At 42.7% G+C, this 18,754-nt stretch carries 21 protein-coding genes; 18 read left to right on the top strand and 3 right to left on the bottom strand.

Annotated elements, in window-relative coordinates; translation table 11 throughout:
- Positions 1-18: 18 nt before the first annotated feature.
- Positions 19-231, bottom strand: a complete 213-nt coding sequence (locus AC06G9_RS12085; protein ID WP_293925743.1) for a DUF2188 domain-containing protein — start codon at positions 229-231, stop codon at positions 19-21.
- A gap of 256 nt (positions 232-487) precedes the next feature.
- Here AC06G9_RS12085 and AC06G9_RS12080 point away from each other — a divergent pair, with 256 nt between their 5' ends.
- The 7 genes from AC06G9_RS12080 to AC06G9_RS12050 all read left to right on the top strand — a co-directional run bounded on the left by AC06G9_RS12080 (position 488) and on the right by AC06G9_RS12050 (position 8,027).
- Positions 488-1,213, top strand: coding sequence for a hypothetical protein (locus AC06G9_RS12080; RefSeq protein WP_346569649.1), 726 nt, complete (start codon positions 488-490; stop codon positions 1,211-1,213).
- Positions 1,214-2,034: 821 nt separating this feature from the next.
- A complete protein-coding gene (locus AC06G9_RS12075) occupies positions 2,035-3,162 on the top strand; it encodes a glycosyltransferase (protein ID WP_480956299.1) in 1,128 nt (375 codons plus the stop codon).
- The gene (gene glf / locus AC06G9_RS12070; protein ID WP_480956298.1) at positions 3,134-4,261 is read left to right on the top strand and encodes a UDP-galactopyranose mutase; all 1,128 of its coding nucleotides are present in this window, start codon (positions 3,134-3,136) and stop codon (positions 4,259-4,261) included. The genes AC06G9_RS12075 and glf overlap by 29 nt, the downstream gene beginning before the upstream one ends.
- Positions 4,262-4,301: 40 nt before the next feature.
- Complete coding sequence (locus tag AC06G9_RS12065; protein WP_480956297.1) at positions 4,302-5,453, top strand: amine oxidase; 1,152 nt, start codon at positions 4,302-4,304, stop codon at positions 5,451-5,453.
- A 77-nt stretch (positions 5,454-5,530) separates the two neighbouring features.
- Positions 5,531-6,718 (top strand): acyl-CoA dehydrogenase family protein, encoded by a 1,188-nt coding sequence (locus AC06G9_RS12060; protein WP_480956296.1) that lies wholly within the window; start codon positions 5,531-5,533, stop codon positions 6,716-6,718.
- A complete protein-coding gene (locus tag AC06G9_RS12055; RefSeq protein WP_480956295.1) occupies positions 6,715-7,443 on the top strand; it encodes a PIG-L deacetylase family protein in 729 nt (242 codons plus the stop codon). Before AC06G9_RS12060 ends, AC06G9_RS12055 begins: the two co-directional genes overlap by 4 nt.
- A complete protein-coding gene (locus tag AC06G9_RS12050; protein ID WP_480956294.1) occupies positions 7,443-8,027 on the top strand; it encodes a class I SAM-dependent DNA methyltransferase in 585 nt (194 codons plus the stop codon). Before AC06G9_RS12055 ends, AC06G9_RS12050 begins: the two co-directional genes overlap by 1 nt.
- On the opposite strand, the gene AC06G9_RS12045 is transcribed toward AC06G9_RS12050, so the two are convergent.
- Positions 7,997-9,178, bottom strand: coding sequence for a glycosyltransferase family 2 protein (locus AC06G9_RS12045; RefSeq protein ID WP_480956293.1), 1,182 nt, complete (start codon positions 9,176-9,178; stop codon positions 7,997-7,999). The genes AC06G9_RS12050 and AC06G9_RS12045 overlap by 31 nt on opposite strands.
- Positions 9,179-9,529: 351 nt before the next feature.
- On the opposite strand from AC06G9_RS12045, the gene AC06G9_RS12040 reads away from it, so the two are divergent.
- The 10 genes from AC06G9_RS12040 to AC06G9_RS11995 all read left to right on the top strand — a co-directional run bounded on the left by AC06G9_RS12040 (position 9,530) and on the right by AC06G9_RS11995 (position 16,270).
- Complete coding sequence (locus AC06G9_RS12040) at positions 9,530-9,952, top strand: hypothetical protein (RefSeq protein ID WP_346569640.1); 423 nt, start codon at positions 9,530-9,532, stop codon at positions 9,950-9,952.
- Positions 9,953-10,429: 477 nt separating this feature from the next.
- The gene (locus AC06G9_RS12035; protein ID WP_480956292.1) at positions 10,430-10,558 is read left to right on the top strand and encodes a hypothetical protein; all 129 of its coding nucleotides are present in this window, start codon (positions 10,430-10,432) and stop codon (positions 10,556-10,558) included.
- Between the two features lie 65 nt (positions 10,559-10,623).
- Positions 10,624-11,556 carry a hypothetical protein gene (locus AC06G9_RS12030; RefSeq protein ID WP_480956291.1) on the top strand — a complete coding sequence of 311 codons (933 nt, stop codon included), beginning with the start codon at positions 10,624-10,626 and terminating at the stop codon, positions 11,554-11,556.
- A 39-nt stretch (positions 11,557-11,595) separates the two neighbouring features.
- Positions 11,596-12,603, top strand: coding sequence for a hypothetical protein (locus AC06G9_RS12025; protein WP_480956290.1), 1,008 nt, complete (start codon positions 11,596-11,598; stop codon positions 12,601-12,603).
- A 3-nt stretch (positions 12,604-12,606) separates the two neighbouring features.
- Positions 12,607-13,326 (top strand): LytR/AlgR family response regulator transcription factor, encoded by a 720-nt coding sequence (locus tag AC06G9_RS12020; RefSeq protein WP_346569636.1) that lies wholly within the window; start codon positions 12,607-12,609, stop codon positions 13,324-13,326.
- Positions 13,327-13,361: 35 nt separating this feature from the next.
- Positions 13,362-13,673 (top strand): MerR family transcriptional regulator, encoded by a 312-nt coding sequence (locus AC06G9_RS12015; protein WP_480956289.1) that lies wholly within the window; start codon positions 13,362-13,364, stop codon positions 13,671-13,673.
- 502 nt (positions 13,674-14,175) lie between these two features.
- Positions 14,176-14,820: a DUF6266 family protein gene (locus AC06G9_RS12010; protein WP_248753615.1), complete on the top strand. Its 645-nt coding sequence runs from the start codon at positions 14,176-14,178 to the stop codon at positions 14,818-14,820.
- Between the two features lie 58 nt (positions 14,821-14,878).
- Positions 14,879-15,409, top strand: coding sequence for a DUF6266 family protein (locus AC06G9_RS12005; protein WP_480956288.1), 531 nt, complete (start codon positions 14,879-14,881; stop codon positions 15,407-15,409).
- 5 nt (positions 15,410-15,414) lie between these two features.
- The gene (locus tag AC06G9_RS12000; protein ID WP_480956287.1) at positions 15,415-15,813 is read left to right on the top strand and encodes a DUF5675 family protein; all 399 of its coding nucleotides are present in this window, start codon (positions 15,415-15,417) and stop codon (positions 15,811-15,813) included.
- A gap of 271 nt (positions 15,814-16,084) precedes the next feature.
- Entirely contained in the window at positions 16,085-16,270 is a 186-nt protein-coding gene (locus tag AC06G9_RS11995) for a hypothetical protein (protein ID WP_480956286.1), read from the top strand.
- 283 nt (positions 16,271-16,553) lie between these two features.
- Here the strand turns inward: AC06G9_RS11995 and AC06G9_RS11990 are convergent, their stop codons facing one another.
- The gene (locus tag AC06G9_RS11990; RefSeq protein WP_346569631.1) at positions 16,554-17,450 is read right to left on the bottom strand and encodes a helix-turn-helix domain-containing protein; all 897 of its coding nucleotides are present in this window, start codon (positions 17,448-17,450) and stop codon (positions 16,554-16,556) included.
- Positions 17,451-17,625: 175 nt separating this feature from the next.
- Here AC06G9_RS11990 and AC06G9_RS11985 point away from each other — a divergent pair, with 175 nt between their 5' ends.
- Positions 17,626-18,684 carry a carboxymuconolactone decarboxylase family protein gene (locus tag AC06G9_RS11985; RefSeq protein WP_480956285.1) on the top strand — a complete coding sequence of 353 codons (1,059 nt, stop codon included), beginning with the start codon at positions 17,626-17,628 and terminating at the stop codon, positions 18,682-18,684.
- The last annotated feature ends 70 nt before the right edge of the window (positions 18,685-18,754 follow it).

The raw sequence follows: 18,754 nt of genomic DNA, 5'->3' as shown, positions 1-18,754 counted from the left end.
AGTTTATAGTAGAGATGATCAGATAGTATGATCATCTTTTATTTTCGCGATATTATTTTCCTCTTCCTTTTTTGCAAAATGCTCGCGAGCAAGCTTTAGACCTATAGCGATAGCCGTTCCCTCATCGTTGCCTTCCTGCAATAGGGCATTCGCAATTTCTACAGCTTTATCCCGTATATGGACGGGCTGATTTTTATAGGACGGTGGATAGTCATTGTTGTACCAGGGCATAATTTCTCTTTTTAATGATCAAACAAATAAAATCTCAGATGAGTAAATTCCTGTCATTCGTGAACTTCGATCATCTGCCAATTCAGTTCTATTGATATAACAAATAACTCTTTATAAAGTTGATCATGCTGATGAGTCAAGGGAAATAATGATGTAGGAAATACACGAAGAGAGTAAACCACTTATAGGTAACATTTGTTCTAATTATAATAAAATACTACAAAGTATATTTTGTATTGATTTAATCCTTATTGTTATGCAATTTACCAGCTTATCCCGATCCCTACTAGTAGACCTTAAATGCAAAGGATATAATTTGTTGACCACCTACGATGCTATTAACATGTCAAATCCAACTTGGCAACCTCTTCGCATCCGCAACGTACAAGAATATCTTTTACAATTGAAATATAACGGGAGCAATATTGACCTCAAAAAACCAGCTGTTTTGATCATTGATCAGGCTTTGAATCTTTTGGAAGATAATCAACTTTCAGGAGATGTTTTGATAGAAGATGATCATGCTCAGCGTTTGCAGCAAAAGTGCAAGCTATACGATCTCCGTTATCATTTTACGACCAATCCAGAAATTTACGATTTTTCTTTCGATCCTCAGCGCGTACTGATCCGTAATCATGCATTAAGAACGGGGGACCATGACATCTATTTCAACTATCTTCAAATGTACTATCAGGAACATGTTTCTTATGAAATGAAAGATATGGAAGTTTTGACGGGGTCTCTAATGTGTTTAGATGCCAAGCAGGCTCAACAGTGGTTCGAAAGGAGGCAGGTCACTGTAGTAGAGTCAGATATATGGATCTGCGACCAGGATGCAATCCTCAAAGTATTGGCTGTAAAGGAACATCACCATCGATGGGAATGTCTTGATCATGCAGATGAAATGATCTATAATTTAATAAGTGTTCAGGAAGTACTACTCCTACGTGATCTTTTTTGGATAGATTCTAGAATCATGTAAAGGCATATTGTAAATATGTTTAATATGCTTTATTTAAGCACAATATCTCTAACATCATTAACAGTAAGTGAAAGCAAAGGTTCTTTCAGATCCTTTAGTACTATGAAATAAATCACAAGTGCTCACTAGATGATTCCCGAGTCAACTCTTTAGCTTCCCTTTATAGTGGAGTATAATAGAATGGTATCTGCTGTGGTATGAAGATAGGGTGCCATACCCTGTTGCGCATTTAAGGATTTTCGTTTGATTACCAAATCATACAATTATGGTTAAAAATAAATTTAATATTTCAGCACCGTAAGTCTCAGAACGCATATTTTTTTTAAAACTAAATATTCGAACAATGATAGCGAACCTTTTTACATGCTTGTGTGTCCTACTAGCAATGTGTGAGACCGGTGCCGCAACAGTACTTGCTAAAATGAATAACAAATCATAAATATCGTAGATCATAGGATGATGATAAAAAAAGAAAAGCAAAATCAGGAGCGGGCTAAAAGCACAGGTTGTAATCATATAAAATTTTATATTTCAACCCAACAGGAAATGCCAATAGCCAAACGGTATAAAAAGTTATTATTTCATTGTAAAAGGAGGATCCAACATGGTTATTACCTATAGCGACAGTTGAATGGCCAACAACTGAGCAGCCCATTCAACTGGCGTACGCCAGTCATTTCATTAAAGCTCAACGGGCTTTTTTATTCATTTTTAAAAAAATATCAATTTATAAAGAGTGTCAAGATGATTTCAATAGGGTGAATTTATTCTATTCGATATGATCTGGACAAATAAATTGTACCATTAAATTTATATTAAATATGCATAACTTATTATGTTTTAGTCATTTGTCCTGGAATTTTGTTTATCAGCGACCACAACACCTCCTGACTCGATTTGCTCAGGACTACCGGGTATTTTATTTTGAAGAACCCAAGATCGGACATGCAGACCTATATGTGGTACATGCACAGGACCATATTTGTATTGTAGAGTTGCTGATCACCAGTCATGACGAAACGACTGACAATAGGATCCAAGCGCTCATCCATCAAGTATTAAAAGATTATCATATCAAACAGTATATCAGCTGGTATTATACGCCCATGGCACTTCAGTTTACACGGGAGTTGAATCCCGAAATGGTAATATACGATTCCATGGATGAGCTTTCAGCTTTCAGATTTGCTCCACTTCAACTTTTGGAATTGGAAAATGAATTATTTCAAAAAGCAGATGTCGTTTTCACCGGTGGTCACTCTCTGTTTCAGGCAAAGAAACATAGACATCACAATATCCATGCAATACCCAGTAGTATCGATAAAGAACACTTTGGTCAGGCCAGGCGCATTCAGCAGGAACCTGAAGATCAGAAATCGATCGGCTTTCCAAGATTTGGATTTTTTGGTGTTGTCGATGAGCGGTTTGACATTGAACTGCTGCGTGAAGTTTCGGCACAACGTCCCGAGTGGCAGTTTGTGATTATAGGGCCTGTTGTCAAAATCGATCCCAATGATTTACCAAGAGCAGCCAATATTCATTATTTAGGTCCAAAAAATTACACAGAATTACCTGGCTATATTGCCCACTGGGATATTGCACTGATTCTCTTTGCTTTAAATGAATCTACGGAATTTATAAGCCCCACCAAAACACCGGAGTATCTGGCAGCGGGAAAACCTGTGATCTCAACGGCAATAAAAGATGTTGTTCATCCCTATGGGAGTGCAGGATTGGTGCAGATCGTGGACAGTTCCAAGGTATTTATGACAGAAGCTGAAAAAATCTTGGCTAGTAACGAAAAAGAGCAGTGGTTGAATAGAGTGGATCGTTTTCTTGAAAATGACTCTTGGGATCATACTTACGCCAAAATGAATGCCCTCATCAATCAAGTAAGAAGAAGAAATAACCAGATGACAAATGTACAAAAGGAGATCGACCATGTATGATTTTTTAATCGTGGGCTGCGGTTTTGCCGGAGCTGTTTTAGCGGAGCGTCTTGCTGAAGAAGGAAACAAGGTATTAATCGTGGACAAACGTGATCATATTGGTGGCAACGCCTATGATTATTACAATGAAGAGGGGATACTTATTCACAAATATGGACCCCATATCTTCCATACCAATTCGGAGGAGGTCTTTCAATATCTGAGTAGGTTTACGGAGTGGCGTCCGTATGAGCACCGGGTTTTGGGGAGTGTAGACGGTTTGCTGGTTCCTATTCCCATCAACCTGACTACCATCAATGAGTTATATGGTAAAAATTTAACTTCAGATGAAGTGACCGATTTTTTAGCATCAAAAGCTGAAAAAAGAAATCCGATCCTAACTTCGGAAGATGTCGTGGTTAATATTGTCGGGAAAGAGTTATATGAGAAATTTTTTAAAGGATACACCAAGAAACAGTGGGATCTCGATCCATCGGAGCTAGATGCTTCCGTTACGGCACGGGTACCCACTCGAACCAATAAAGATGACCGCTATTTTACGGATAGCTTTCAGGCCATGCCAAAAAATGGATATACGGAAATGTTTAAGAAGATGCTGTCGCATCAGAATATCCACATCATGCTACAGACCGATTATAAGGATATTATGGATCTTATTCCTTTTAGGCAAATGATCTATACAGGTCCGATCGATTCCTATTTTGATTATTGTTATGGCAAACTGCCATACCGGTCCATTGATTTTAAATTTGAAACGTTAGATCAGGAAGTGTATCAGGAAACGGGAACCATCAATTACCCAACATCTAATCTTTTTACACGAATCACAGAATTTAAGTATCTAACAGGACAAAGGAATCCTAAAACGACCATTGTCTACGAATATCCGACGGCCGAAGGTGATCCTTATTATCCGATTCCGAGAAAGCAAAATCAGGAGATTTATAACCTATACAAGAAGCTTTCAGAGGAGCATCCAAATGTATATTTTACAGGTCGCCTCGGGACCTATAAGTATTATAATATGGATCAGGTAGTCGCGCAGTCACTGGTACTTTTCCGAAAAATTAAAAATCAGGAAGTCTATGTTCAGTCATGATTTTTCACCCTCCCATCAGAGCCCTTTTAATAGTTTTCTGATGGGAGGTTTTGAATGCGCGGATCACCTCAATGCCTTTGGAAACCGGGTAGATTTATTTCAGGCATCTGGGCACGATCGCTACCTCGAGGAAGATTTTTATGCGCTAGTTGGCCTCGGTATTCATACGGTTCGTGAAGGTATCAGATGGAGTCATGTTGAATATCAGCCCTATCGGTACGATTGGTCAGAAGTAGAGCAGATGATCCAAGTGGCTCAGGCTAAAAACGTTCAGGTCATCTGGGATATCTGTCACTTTGGTTTTCCGGATGACCTGACACCCCTTCATCCGATGTTTGCTAGAAGATTTAGCCATTTGTGTCGCGAGTTTGTCATCAAATATAGAAGTCTGGTGCCAGAAGGTGTTTTAATCGTCACGCCCATTAACGAAGTCAGTTTTCTTTCCTGGTTGGGAGGAGATGTGAGAGGCACCTCTCCATACTGTACCGGGCAGGGTTGGGAGGTCAAATATGCCCTGATGAAAGCCTATATAGAAGGCATCGAAAGGATGAAAGAAGTGGATGCCTCCATAAGGATCATGATTACGGAGCCATTAATCAGCATCGTCACCCATAGTCCTGAAAATATTTTTTCAACATTGGAAGCTAAAAAAAGACATAATGAGCAGTTTCAGGTACATGATATGCTATGTGGTGCGATGTGCCCCGAACTGAGGGGGAAACCCGAATATCTGGATATCATAGGTGTCAACTATTATTACAATAATCAGTGGATCAACGAGACGCGTGAGATTTTACCTTGGGCAGATGAACCGGCTCATCCCTACTTTAGATCCCTTCATTTACTCATGGAAACTATTTTTATCCGTTACGGAAGACCGCTCATTATTTCGGAAACAAGTCACCCCGGAGAAGACCGTGCCAAATGGATTCAGTCCATTGCAACAGCATGTATGGCTATTTTAAAGTCAGGTATACCACTTTTAGGCTGCTGTTTTTATCCCATAGTCGATCGTCCAGATTGGGATGATCTATCGGACTGGCATCACAGCGGTATCTATGATATTTTTGATACAGATGCTCTGATAAGAGTACCTGACGTAGCGAGTATCGATGCCATTTTAAATTTTAAAAATCAAATGGAGACACTTGAACAAGGAACTGCAGCAGCAATTACGGCTCAGCAGGCTTAATATATGATCAGACTCAGTATCAATAGACGAGGAGCAGTAGCTATTATCTTTATCCATTATTTTGAATCAAATAGCGTTTGAAAAATAATCATAACAACCTCAATAAATCCAGACTAGCAGCATTAGTACGTGCTGCGTATAGGATTGGACAGTCAGCATTGGTTGAAGCTGCAGAAACGGACGATGTCCTTTCCTTTCCCGAAAAAGCTTTGACAAAACTAAAAGATGCAAAGCTTTTAAGGGCCAGTATGCCAAAGCAATATGGTGGACAGAATTTAGGACTGGTACCCGGTAGTAATTTAGCATTGCTGACCATTTTGAAAAATTTGGGAAGAGGCAACTTAGTCATGGGAAGGGTCCTCGAAGGACATATCAATGCGCAGATCTTGATCCATCAATTTGGCAGTGAAAAGCAAAGAAAGCGATTTGCGGCAGACGCATCGCAAGGTAGGCTTTTTGCAGTCTGGAATACACAAGCGGAGGATGGTACCGTATTATCAAAAAATAAAAAAGGCATATATAGGTTAGATGGATCTAAAACCTTTGCGACAGGCACTGATTATGTGTCCCGACCCATCGTGACCGCTTCAAAAAATGATGGATCTTGGCAAATGTGTGTTGTCCCTCTTGAGCAAGTAGCTGCAGTCAGTGATCCCAGCTGGTGGGATCCTATGGGAATGAAGTCGAGCAGAAGTTTTAAAATGACTTTTAACAAAGCTCCAATTGAAACAATAGATCTACTCGGATCAGCAGGTGAATATTATGAGCAACCTGGTTTTAGCACTGGGGCGGTACGCTTCGCAGCGGTTCAGTTGGGAGCGGCTGAACAGCTGCTGGAGGAAACGAGGAAATATCTTGTCAGTCTGCACCGGACAACAGATCCCTTTCAAAATACACGTTTAGGTCAGATGGCAATTTCGGTTGAAGCAGGAAATCTGTGGTTGATTGCTGCAGCCAGCAGAATGGATCAGTATATGAAAAATCCAAGTAGAGAGGAGGAAAAAAGTTTGATGATTTATGTCCATATGATGCGAACCGCTATCGAGCAGATCTGCATCGATATCATGAATCTCTGTCAAAAATGTGTCGGTGCCCGCGGGCTCAACAAACCCTATCATTTCGACAGAATCATCCGCGATCTGAGCACCTATCTGCGGCAACCCGCGCCCGATGCCGTATTGGCAGATGTTGGCGCATATCTGGTACAGACTGGTACTGCTGCGTTCGACCGGTGGAACCTCCATGTTTATAAAAAGAAAAAATGATGAATCAAGAATATTTTAATCTTATTCCAATGGCGCCAGAACAATGCGTCACAGGATTTGGGACGACACTTATTGTTGCTCCGCATGCAGATGATGAAAGTTTAGGATGTGGAGGAGTGATCTCCCTATTGCGCAAATATGGGCAGAGGGTATATATCGTCCTGTTGAGCGACGGAACACGATCACATCCAAACAGCAAAGCCTATCCAGCCGAAAAGCTGAGAGATTTGCGCGAGAGCGAACTGCTGGATGCCGCTGAAATACTGGGTGTACCTGCTGAAAATATTATTTTTTGCCGATATCCAGACAGAGATGTGCCTTCGATGCATACCGAAAGATTTGAAGGAGCCGTACAAAATATCGCTAAACTGCTATCGATCGTACAACCGCAAAGTATATTTGTTCCTTGGCGCCGAGATCCACATCCGGATCATCAAGCGGCTTATCAAATCGTCGATGCTGCTCGTACTGCAACTGCAAAAATATATGAATATCCGATTTGGCTTGAACAATTGGGCGAGACGGACGATGCACCGAAGATAGAAGAGGCAGTGCCCTTTCGCTTAGATATCAGTACGGTACTGCATAAAAAACGAGAGGCGATCTCACGGCACCGTTCTCAAATCACGGATCTGATCAGTGACGATCCAGCTGGATTTCGCCTTTCTGAGCACATGCTGAGTCAATTTAATGTCCCGTATGAAACATTTTTTATATCCAAGTGATGGAGGAAAAACAATCGTTACCAGCTGACTATTTCACTGCTGTCTATGACCGTAACGAAGACCCCTGGGATTTTGAAACCAGTGCATACGAGGCGGCCAAGTATGCCGCAACCATTGCGGCTCTTCCGAATAAACAGGAGGAGCGAGTTTTAGAGGTGGGGTGTTCGATCGGCGTTCTTACGCGGCTTCTCGCGCAACGATGTACCCATTTACTGGCTATAGATGTTTCGCAAAAAGCGTTGGATATTGCCACTAGACGATGCGAACACGTCAGGAATGTAACGTTTAAAAAAGCAAGTTTTCCAAAGGAATTACCGACAGAGCAATTTAATCTGATCATGATCTCCGAAGTTGCCTATTATTTATCAGCAAGCGATTGGAGATCTGCTATAGGATCTTTATATGAACGATTGGTATCTGGAGGTCATATTGTTCTCGTCCATTGGCTGCCTGAAGTTCACGATTATCCGCAAACAGGTGATCAAGTACACGATCTTTTTGAGCAATTGATGAAAGACAAGATGAAACGGATGTTCTCCAACAGAGCAGACCGCTATAGAATTGATGTGTGGGCGAAATCATGATCAGCGTATTCCTGCACCTTGATCTGTAATGCTTCAATTGCTGTATCAATAGGCACAGGAGGAAATTGCTGTTGATCCTGTATCTGTTTGATCTGAATTAACTGTTCATACCATGCTCCAAAATATCGAGTATCATAGAAAGAGGTATATCCATCATCATCGATGGCGACGTCAGGAAAGATGGTTTTCAGCTCGCTGTAGAGGTCTAACTCGGGTTGGTATTTTCGTTCCCAGAGATTCAGAAGACTTTTCTTAAGCTGGAGCCGATAGCTAATGGATGCACACGACTCTACAAAATATTGTTCCATCTGGTCTCCTAAATTTTTCCATGCATTCAATTGATAAGAAAGACCAATTTCGGCCCTACCGATACATCTCGCAGATGTATGGACCTTGACGTTGTGGCTATGCCGAATTTTGGCATCTATACGTTGCAATTGTTCAAAAAAAGCACAGTCCTCAAGATGTTCTACAACAGGAACTCCTCCAGATCGAGCGTAACAATCTGAGGTAATGGCAAAACTTCCATTAAAATGCTGATGATGTCTCGGAACAGGGTCTACAGCGGGATTGATGATTTTTCCTTCCAGTTCAGCTATTAATAGGTTATATTTTTCGTCTTTCAGATGATATAGACGAGTACATGGGTCAAGACCTTCAAATTCTTCATCAGCAAGTAATATTCTTCCTCCGACGACCTCGGCACCATGTTCAATTTCCCAATGTGTCTGCGCAATCCAGTCTGCTGCTACAAGGGTATCACCATCTGTCGTCAAAATTGTGCCACCGCCATTTTGGGATAGTCTCACAAAGGCACTTTCCATCAGTTTTCTGCGGATATAGCCGATATTGGCTTCGCTGGGCCCCAATGTCACTTCCTCCAAATGAATATGAAGGTGTGGATGGTCATGTTGAAAATCTTTAATGTAGTTGACGGAGCGGTCCGTACAATTATTAGCCAAAACTAATACTTCAAATATATGGGGATCTAATGGTTTACCTGATCGATCAACTTGCAAAGCAAAGCAACCGAGTGTTTTTAAAATATAGGTTTCCTCGTTCTTAACCGGAATTACTATGCTGCATTTCACACGCGGCGAGATCGCTGCTCGAGAGAAAAAAGGAGCATGTTGTGCGGTATTTTTCATCATATTATATGTATGTCAGTATGCATTTAGATCTTATTGATAAATAACGCGTTATCCATCACCTGAAAGATGTCGCTTGCGTCACTTCAGAAAAACCAAGAACTTACAAATAAATACAATTCAAATACCAATTCGTTCACATGTATTTGATAAAATAGGTATGATCAACGGCAGGTATGCATCGCCATCATATTTTATCGATTGAAGTTAGCGATAATAAAATCCATGGATAATTGGAACTGCTATTTTTTCATTATTTTTATAAATCGAAAAATGAGCGCGCGGGAAAAAAGAGGAGCCGGCTAGTCTTGTTTCGACTTGAAATGAGTACCCATAAAATATAAATTAAAAAACATGATTCATATTAAGACCAAACGTGAAAAAATGAATGCTGTATTTATGAAGCACCACTTGAAGGGTTTGCCTTTTGATGCCGTCATTCATCATTTCAGCCAAAAAGATCAACATGAACATATTCATGATCATCCATTCAGTTTTACCACGCATATTTTGAAAGGCAGTTATGTGGAAAGAATTTATGAGATACATGAAGACGGAACTTATACGTCATCAATACATGAAAGAAAAGAAGGAACTTCGCATTTTGTTGCGGCAGACACCATACATGAGATTATAGAGTTGCCAGAAGGGGAGTGCTTTACGCTCATCAGACCTTATGAAAAAGAGCGAGATACCTGTTTTTACAGATTTGAAAACGGACAGGTCTTCATAAGACGTTGGAATCAACGTAAATTTCGAGTATACGGGTCGCGTTAAACCTATCTCGGCCATCTACATTAAAGGACCTCCGAATACAAAGCTTACTGATCCTGAAATCAGACCCTAACTCTTACATCCGATTTCCTGCAAAGCTCTTCCCCCAGATCTGCTCCATTCTTAGTGCTCAACCCATATTTTCATCAAGCGGTTCCGATAAAATTGAACATCATGACACCGTGCAGACCAGCAAGATGACTACATTGATCCTTGTTTTAAGCCTCAACAGGAGAAAAAAAAGACCCATAATATATACAATACTTTTTTAGATCCATGTATTCAGGGAAAACTAACCTATATCAGGTGTGAATGACCAATATGAGGGATGAATGGTAATTTCAGATAGAACTCATGCTGCTTTTAACCATTCACACTGCCTTTTTGATCATATTTCCCCCAAATCGCTATTGATCAAAATCTTCTGCATTTTTGGGTATCAGCTGATAAATGAATATATGGTTTAACTTAAAATTGAAAATGATGGAAAACGACATGCAAACGCTGGATGACATCTGGATCGCGGGCTACACCGTCTTCGACCTCATGGAAGATGACCCCATTTTGGGTGATATTGGTGCTGACAAATGTTGGCCTGTATCGATTTAATGAGATGATTTTTTAATGACCGATCCTGCTGCAGTTGCTGCAGGATCGGTTTTAGCAAGAAAACAATGAACGAACAAGAACGAAATAATCTAAAACGCCTGCTCTGGCTGGGCAATGTTTATCCATTTTTTCCAGAAAGACCCGTATCGGATTTGCAGCAGGGCTACCAGCGCTGGCTCAAGCATAAACAACAGTTTAAAGCAGCATATAGCCGTATAACCCTTGCACAGCTGCAGCAAGATTTAAACAATCAGATGACGGGTGCGATCGATGCCGGCATGATCTTGACTTTTCACTATGGGCCTTATCGGCTGCTACCGCGATATTTGCTAGCGAGGGGCTATCAAGTGACGCTATTGCTCTCGACAGATGGCCTGGAGCGGGAATCCGAGCAGTATCGAAAAGAACTGGATGCTGCGGGAATGTGTCCAGATCGTTTGGAGTGTCTGGATGCACATGACCCTCTGGTGCTGCGCAAGATCTGTCGCGCCGCAGCCCGTCAACGGGTGGTACTGGTTTTCTTGGACGCCAACGAGTCCCTGGCCAAACATGCGGATCAAGATCAAGAAGCAAAAGTAAGGATCGATTTTGCTGCGCATTATTTGTATTGGCGGATCAATATCCTGAAAATTGCACAACGCTTTGGCATTTCCGTCGCCGTCACGCATATGGAAAGGAAGGGAAATGATGACCAGCAGTTTTGGCATATGCGTGAACCTCAGCAGGTGCTTATACCTGAAGATCAGCATCATCCCGATGCCATATCAAGAGCTTGTTCGGTGCTGCAGCAAACGTTTCAGGCGATGATCGAGCAAGACTGGACAGCTTGGGAAAATTGGACTTTACTGCACCGCTATATGCCGGCCAAAGCTCCAGAGATTGCGACCGCCAACGACGCATTAGGGAGTTGGTTTATTCCTTTTACCTGCAGGGATAAAGCTTATCTGTTTGATTTATCTACAAAGGGGTTTTATGAATTGTCTTGTAAGAATAAATAAATTTTTGTATTTTAGATTAACCATAAGCCTTTTACTGTCATGAATATCAGCATTAAGTACGCGACTTATCTTTATAATTTATATTACCGCTGTTTGTTGGGGATGTTTCTAATTGGTATCCTTTTGTATCTAAGAACCATAGGTACGTTGACGGGACGTCCTCTTTATATATTCCTCTTATTTGTAGCGCCATATCTGATCTATTACTGCATCTGCTTTGTTTTTTTTCATCTGCTGGTGCGCTATTCTGTACGTCAATTGGGGTGGATCATTCTTTGTGCGCTACTCATTTTGGGCAGTTTTTGGATGGTCAAATCGTACTATTATGTCCTGTTGCCGGCAGTCAAAGTGGTTTTCTATTCCGAATGGAAAGATCACCATAGCTGGATATTGCTGAAAAAGATTTTTCAGGGCTTATTCTTTATCCTGTTATTGATCGCGGTAGACTATTATTTCTTCAATTGGCTGATCGTAAAGATCCAGAGCAGGTGCCTTGAACGGATGATGCGCGATCGGGCGGATAGCAGTTTACTATCGGGTCATTTTTTACGGAGAATGTATCAATTGACCGCCAGAGGGAAAAAGGAGGTGGATGTCGAAGTGCTGGATTTTTTCCAGTCCATCAGCAACAAACTGGTGGCGCAACAGGTACGGGTTGCGCTGGAAGAAGAGTGGTCTTTTGTGAAACGTATGCTCGCCTTATGTTCTGATCGCCAGTTTGTGATCCAGGGCGAGGAGCAAGTGCCCCAACAGATCTGGAACCGCTCTGTGCCGTCCCTGTCCTTGATGACCTGGATCGAAAATGCCGTTACCTATAGCACGGACGGATCAGAAGATCCCATCGTGCTGACCTGGACCATTCAGCTGGATAGGGTCGTACTGGAGATCCGCAATACCATCGCGGTGACAAATATTAAAAGGGGCACAGGAAACGGCCTGAGATTGGTCAACAGACTCTACGAATCCTGTCAGAACGATCGCATACATCTGGAATATGCGATCGAGCATGAATCATTTTTTAGTGTCAAATTATCATTTTTTAAGTAACCTATGCCCAAGTATTCCATTGTAGTCATTGATGATAATCAGGCTGATGCTGATAACTTAGTGAAACATCTCCAAGAAATCGATGATGTCGGTCATATCGAGGTCTTTTATAATGGTGTGGCAGGGGCAAAGTATCTGCTTAAAAATAAGCCGGATATCTTATTCCTGGATATTGAGATGCCCGATATCTCCGGGTTGGAGCTGTACACATTATTGCCCCAAATGGATCGTCCGGCACTTGTTTTGGTCAGTGTCCATACCCAATTTGCATTGGATGGATTCAAACTCGCTGCGGTAGACTATCTGCTGAAACCGGCCAAATATGCAGATGTCACCAATTCTTTTTTACGCTGCCTGAAGGTGATGAATGTATCGGTCAATATCTATACGCAGTATGAGCTGGAATACTACCTGTTTGAAGTGAAAGATGGCTACTCGAGGATTGTGCATTTTAAAAATATCATCTACATCACCAGTGCTGAAAACTACGTCGATATTGTGACCCGGGAGGAGATCATCACAGCGCGGATCACCATGAATAAGGTCGAGGCTATTATGCCCAAGTCTTATTTTGTCCGAATCCATCGGGGATTTATTGTCAATTTTAGGTTCGCGCTTGAAGTAAAAGGAAGTAGACTGATCCTCTCGGAGGGACCGCAAACAAAATTGCCCATTAGCAAGGGCCGAAAAATAAATATCAGTGGCTTTGATCAACTGGAATAAACGACTTATCCGCTTATAACCCTAAAAATAATCCTATGTGTAAAAATCGCTTTTTAAGGGGCTTGTTCATAAGCCCAGGGCATTCCTTTGCCCAAAAATTGATCTTGTTGGAGCTCTTGGCTACCAAACGCAAACTGGCTACCTACCTCGACCTGCGCGAGCAGATGGAACAGCACGATGTGCTGCTCCGGGATGCGGCCTATGTCAAATCTTACGTCGGTATTTCGACCGAGACGCTCTATCGTCTGCAACGCGACGGGCATATCTGTGTCGCCAAACGAAGCCGCAACAAGCGCTACTACCGCGATGCGGATGTCGAGCGGCTGCGTCAGCATTATCGCGGGTAAGGCTTGCGCCAGATTTACGTTGAGCTGTATGCAACCTGTTTGATCGATCGTCTCTCTGACCTAGAGAGACGATTTTTTTGTGGAACTGGAAAATGGGGTTTTGTTCTCCTGTTTTTTTAGTTTTCTTCATACCTTCTTCTAACCAACTTCTACCTTTTCTTCAGTGCGCTTCGACCGGGCTTCGAGGCTCCTTCGATACAACAGCATGAAAAGTCGAAGCCAGCTCGAAGCGGACTCGAAGCAGACTCAAAGCGAGCTGGGCAATGGGCAGGAATTGGTCTGCTATTGATGGGCTGTTGCTGGATCTCTTGACGCAAAAATTTCCTGTTTTCAATTTATTTTCTGTCGCATGCAGTCGGACATGGGTCAAAAACACGATGCCGGTCGGTCAAGGATCGGTCTTTCAACTTATTGATATTGATTGCTGATTTAATGCGTCTTATGTTTGTTATGTCAATGGATGATACCGGTATAAAACAACCTTGACTTGAATAAAAAAAATATGGGAACAATTGTACATGGAGCAAATGGTGGCTTTAAGGGTAAAGCCGGCTCCGTAATAGGAAGTAGCTGGAAAAGTATCAACTACATCAAGGGTCTTTATAAAAAAAGATCCAAGCCATCGTCTGAACAGCAGATGGTGCAGCAGGAAAAATTCAAAACATTGATGCGTTTTCTACTGCCGATCAATGTCTTTTTGCAGATCGGGTTCGGTCGTAAAAATATGGAAAAAGTAACGCCAATCAATGCGGCTTTTCAGTTTAATCTCAAAAAGGCGATCAGGGGGACTTACCCCAACTTTGAACTTGACTATGCCAAGGTCAGCATCTCCGATGGTACGCTGTATGGTGCAGGGACGCTAGGTGTACTGTACACCGCAGGTGAACTCAGCTTCACCTGGGATACGGGTGTCAGCGAGAACTTTAAGACCTATGGCGACGACCTGGTGTACGTATTGGCTTACCATCCGGAAAAAGATGAATTTATGTCGACTCCGAATCCGGGGACGCGAGCCAATGGGGAAATCAACTTTATCGTTTCGGATCATCTGCAGACAGGTTCGGTCCACACCTGGATTTTCTTGTCCAACCGGTCGAAAACCAGGGTATCCAAAAGTGTGTATCTGGGAGAGGTACAGCTCGACTAATGCACCTATGGGGCCAGGCCGATCTGGCTTGGCCCCTGATTTAAAAAGATCAATAGATATGGCAAAAAAAAGGGTCAGTCCTGCACAGGAGCGTGTACGGGCTGCATTTAAAGCGGCGATTGCCTACCTGGTTCCGCTGAAGGACTTGGTCGAGAAAGGCTATGCTGAAAAGGCTAAACGAAAAAAATCATTGGCATCAGCGCTCGCGCTGGGCCATCTGCTCCGTACGGCGATCCACATCGTGGATGGTGAGCCGCAGGTGGATCCATCCAAAGTGCTGCTGAGCATCGGTACAGTGGCTGATGTGCAGGTTGACCAGATACACCGTTACCCCGACCGGATTGAGGTGACACATCACTGGTTTCCTGCCGCATATAGTGCTGCCGATGATTACCTGACGCTCTGTGCCTATCAGGTAGAAAAAGGGTATGCTTTTGTCAATGAGCTGACCTGGAAGAGGCGCGAGGGCAAAGTCATCTTACCCTTGCTGAGCGAATTTCAGGATGATGGCCTGCACCTCTATCTGATGGTGGCAGAACGGACAGGACAAAAATATGCACGTTCGCAATATTTAGGTTATTCAACATGATGAAAATGAAACATATCCTGCTGCTCCAACGGATGTATGGAGCAAATGGAACTAATGGAACTTTGACCTATCGCGGTGAGCTGATCTGCCATACGATCGAACTGCCAGATCGGAATAATATCCCTCGGATCAGCTGCATCCCAACGGGTCAATATCGATTGCAAAAACGGCGCTACCCCAGACATGGGGAGCAGATCGGTATTCCGCATGTGTTGGGGCGGGAGGCGATCTTGATCCATGCTGCAAATGATGCACAAAAAGAACTGTTGGGCTGTATCGCTCCGGTCACCACTCTCACGGGTGAAGGAAAAGGACATGCAAGCGGTCAAGCGCTGGCCAAACTCAAGTCACTGGTCTATGCTTTTTGGGAAAAAGGTGAGGAGGTGTATTTGGTGATTAAGTGACCAAGTAACGAAGTGATCAAGTGACTGAGTGATCAAGTGACGGAGTGATCAAGTAACCAAGTAACGAGTCATCAAGTAACGGAGTAACAAGTAACCAAGTAACGAAGTGATCAAGTAACGAGTGATCAGGTAACGGAGTAATAAGTGACCAAGTAACGAGTGATTAAGTGACGGAGTGACTTTCTAACCTACTAACTCCTTCACTTTCTAGCTTCTGACTAACATTCAAAACATAAAAAAAATAATAACAAAAATAAACCGTGCGCTGCAGGTGGTCCTGCTTGCGCCGATTAAATGGCCTGGTAAGGCCTTACAGATGTTCAAATATATCGCACTGGGGCTTGGTGTGGTGGAAACGGTATTGGATGATCCACAGAAAAAGGAAACGGAGGAGTCTCCGCCAACGGAGAAGGGAACCGCGCAAAAAGAAAAGGAGGTGCCCGATGAAAGGGCATGATATCCGGATCGGGACGCTCGGTGGCACGCTGTGTTCCATCTACGCGAGCTTTTCCTTTGGCGACCTCTTGCAGACGGCACTTATGGCCGTGGTCGGTACGGCCGTGAGCTATCTCACCAGTAGGCTATTGGGGAAGTGGAGGCGCAGATAGCAAAAATGAATAGGCTTATGCTGTGTCATGCATAAGCTTATTCGTTTTTCCGTAGCAGATTGTTTTGTGGATGCTTATCATAAAACTACTCCGTAAAATACTGTTTTCCTGCCCTGATTTCAGAGCATGAGCTTAATTCGAATTTCTAAATTCATGTGGTGTCACGCCCGTTTTTTGCTTAAAAAGACGAGTAAAATGTTGCTGATAAGTGAATCCCAACTGTTGTGCAACTTCACTGATCTGTTTTTTGTTGTCCCCTAACATGATTTTCGCTTCATTGATTATTTTAGATTGAATGTAATCCAATGCCGTACTCCCGGTTTCCTTTTTAATCAGATCGCCAAAATAGTTGGCCGAGAGATGGAGCTGATCTGCGCAGTAACGTACAGCGGGTATGCCCAATTTCAGCGGTTGTTCAGATCGAAAATAGGCATCTAATAGCTGTTCAAATCTAAAGAGGATATCCTTGTTTGCGTGGCTACGCGTGATAAACTGTCGATCATAAAAACGTAGACAATAGTTCAGAAAGAGTTCGATATGAGAAACGAGCAGCGTTTTGCTATGTTTGTCCAGGTTCTGCTCAGTTTCATAGGCAATTTTATCAAAACAATCGTTAATAGCCACCCTTTCTTTTTTAGAAAGATGGAGCGCTTCATGCACTGCGTAAGAAAAGAACGGATAATCTTTTATTTTACTGCCCAGATGCGTGTTTGCAATTAAGTCAGGATGAAAGACCAATGCTTTGCCCTGTGGCTTAATCGGCTCGCCCTCGCCCTCGATTCCGTAGACCTGACCCGGAGCTATAAACACCAGGGTACCATCCGCATAATCATAAGGCTGATTGCCATAGCGCATGTCACCACATTTAATATATTTCAAAAAAATGGCATAAATACCCATATACCTCTTAAAATAGTGGTAAGTCGGCATGTTGTCAAAATCCACGACACTGACCAGCGGATGGAGGGTGTCTACTCCCAATGAGTCATTATACTGCTTGACCGTGTCGATTCTGTGTATCTCATCCATCGTGTTAAAAATGACTATAAAGCAAAATTACGAAATGCGCGGATAGCATGAACATCTGATCGGCTAAATCCGTAAAAATGGTAAATAAATCAGTAATATATATAAAATAGTTAAACTTATAAAGCTGAGCTTTGTATAGGAAAATAAGGAATGAGCATTTAACTCATAAAAAACTATGATATACAAAAACAAACCACTCAGGGCGCTACTCGTTTTTGTGCTCTCGATCACGACAGTGATGATACATGCACAACACCATACGACGGAGCTGTCTGGCCAGCAGCAGGGCCTAATCAACATTGCGGCTTCTACTGCAACCGGAAATATGGACCAGCTCCATACCGCACTCCATAAGGGCTTGGATGCAGGTCTTTCCCAAAATGAAATCAAAGAGGCACTGGTACAGCTCTACGCGTATACAGGTTTCCCCAGAAGCCTCAACGCGATCCAGATGTTGATGACTGTTGTGGATGAAAGAAAGCGCAGTGGCATAGTCGATGCAACTGGTCAGGAAATTACGGTCAACAACAGCACAAAGGACAAATACGAGCAAGGCAGAAAAGTGCTGGAAGAACTGACAAAGACCGCGCAGGCTAAACCAGCGCCTGGCTTTGGCGAATTTGCCCCGCGCATGGATGCTTTTTTGAAAGAACATCTGTTTGCCGATATTTTTGCAAGCGATGTGCTGAATTATCAGCAAAGGGAACTGGTCACCATTGCTGCACTGGCATCCATGCCCGGTGTAGAAGCACAGTTAAAGTCACATATCCATATGGGTAAGAATACCGGTGTCACGCAGCATCAACTCGAACAACTGGCTGGAATCATCGAAACAAATGTGAGTACCACACAGGCCAATACCGTCAGGAAACTGATCGATATACCTGCGGTACCCGTAATCAAGCCGGATATGATGGTTCGGATCTCGGAAATAGCCATACAGCCCGAATATCTGGAAGCTTACCAAGCCATTCTGAAAGAGGAAGCCGCGGCTTCTGTTGCTCTGGAACCAGGCGTCATCGCGATCTTTCCGATGTACCAACAGGAAGATCCGACCCAAGTACGAATTGTAGAGATCTATGCCGATAAAGAAGCCTACCAATCCCACTTGAAGACTCCTCATTTTGAACACTATAAAACGTCTACGCTGCCCATGGTCAAATCCTTAAAGCTGATTGATATGACCCATATCGATCGGGATGCGATGCTCGAAATTTTTAAAAAATTGCAGTAGTTTACCAATTGGCTGTTCCTCACCACAGATCGTTGCTGCTATAGCTTGCTTTGATGGATCCCTGTCTTGT

The organism is Sphingobacterium sp. MAE (assembly GCF_056711605.1).
Note: the sequence above shows the minus strand (reverse complement) of the source record. Positions and strands in the feature narration are given on the sequence as shown.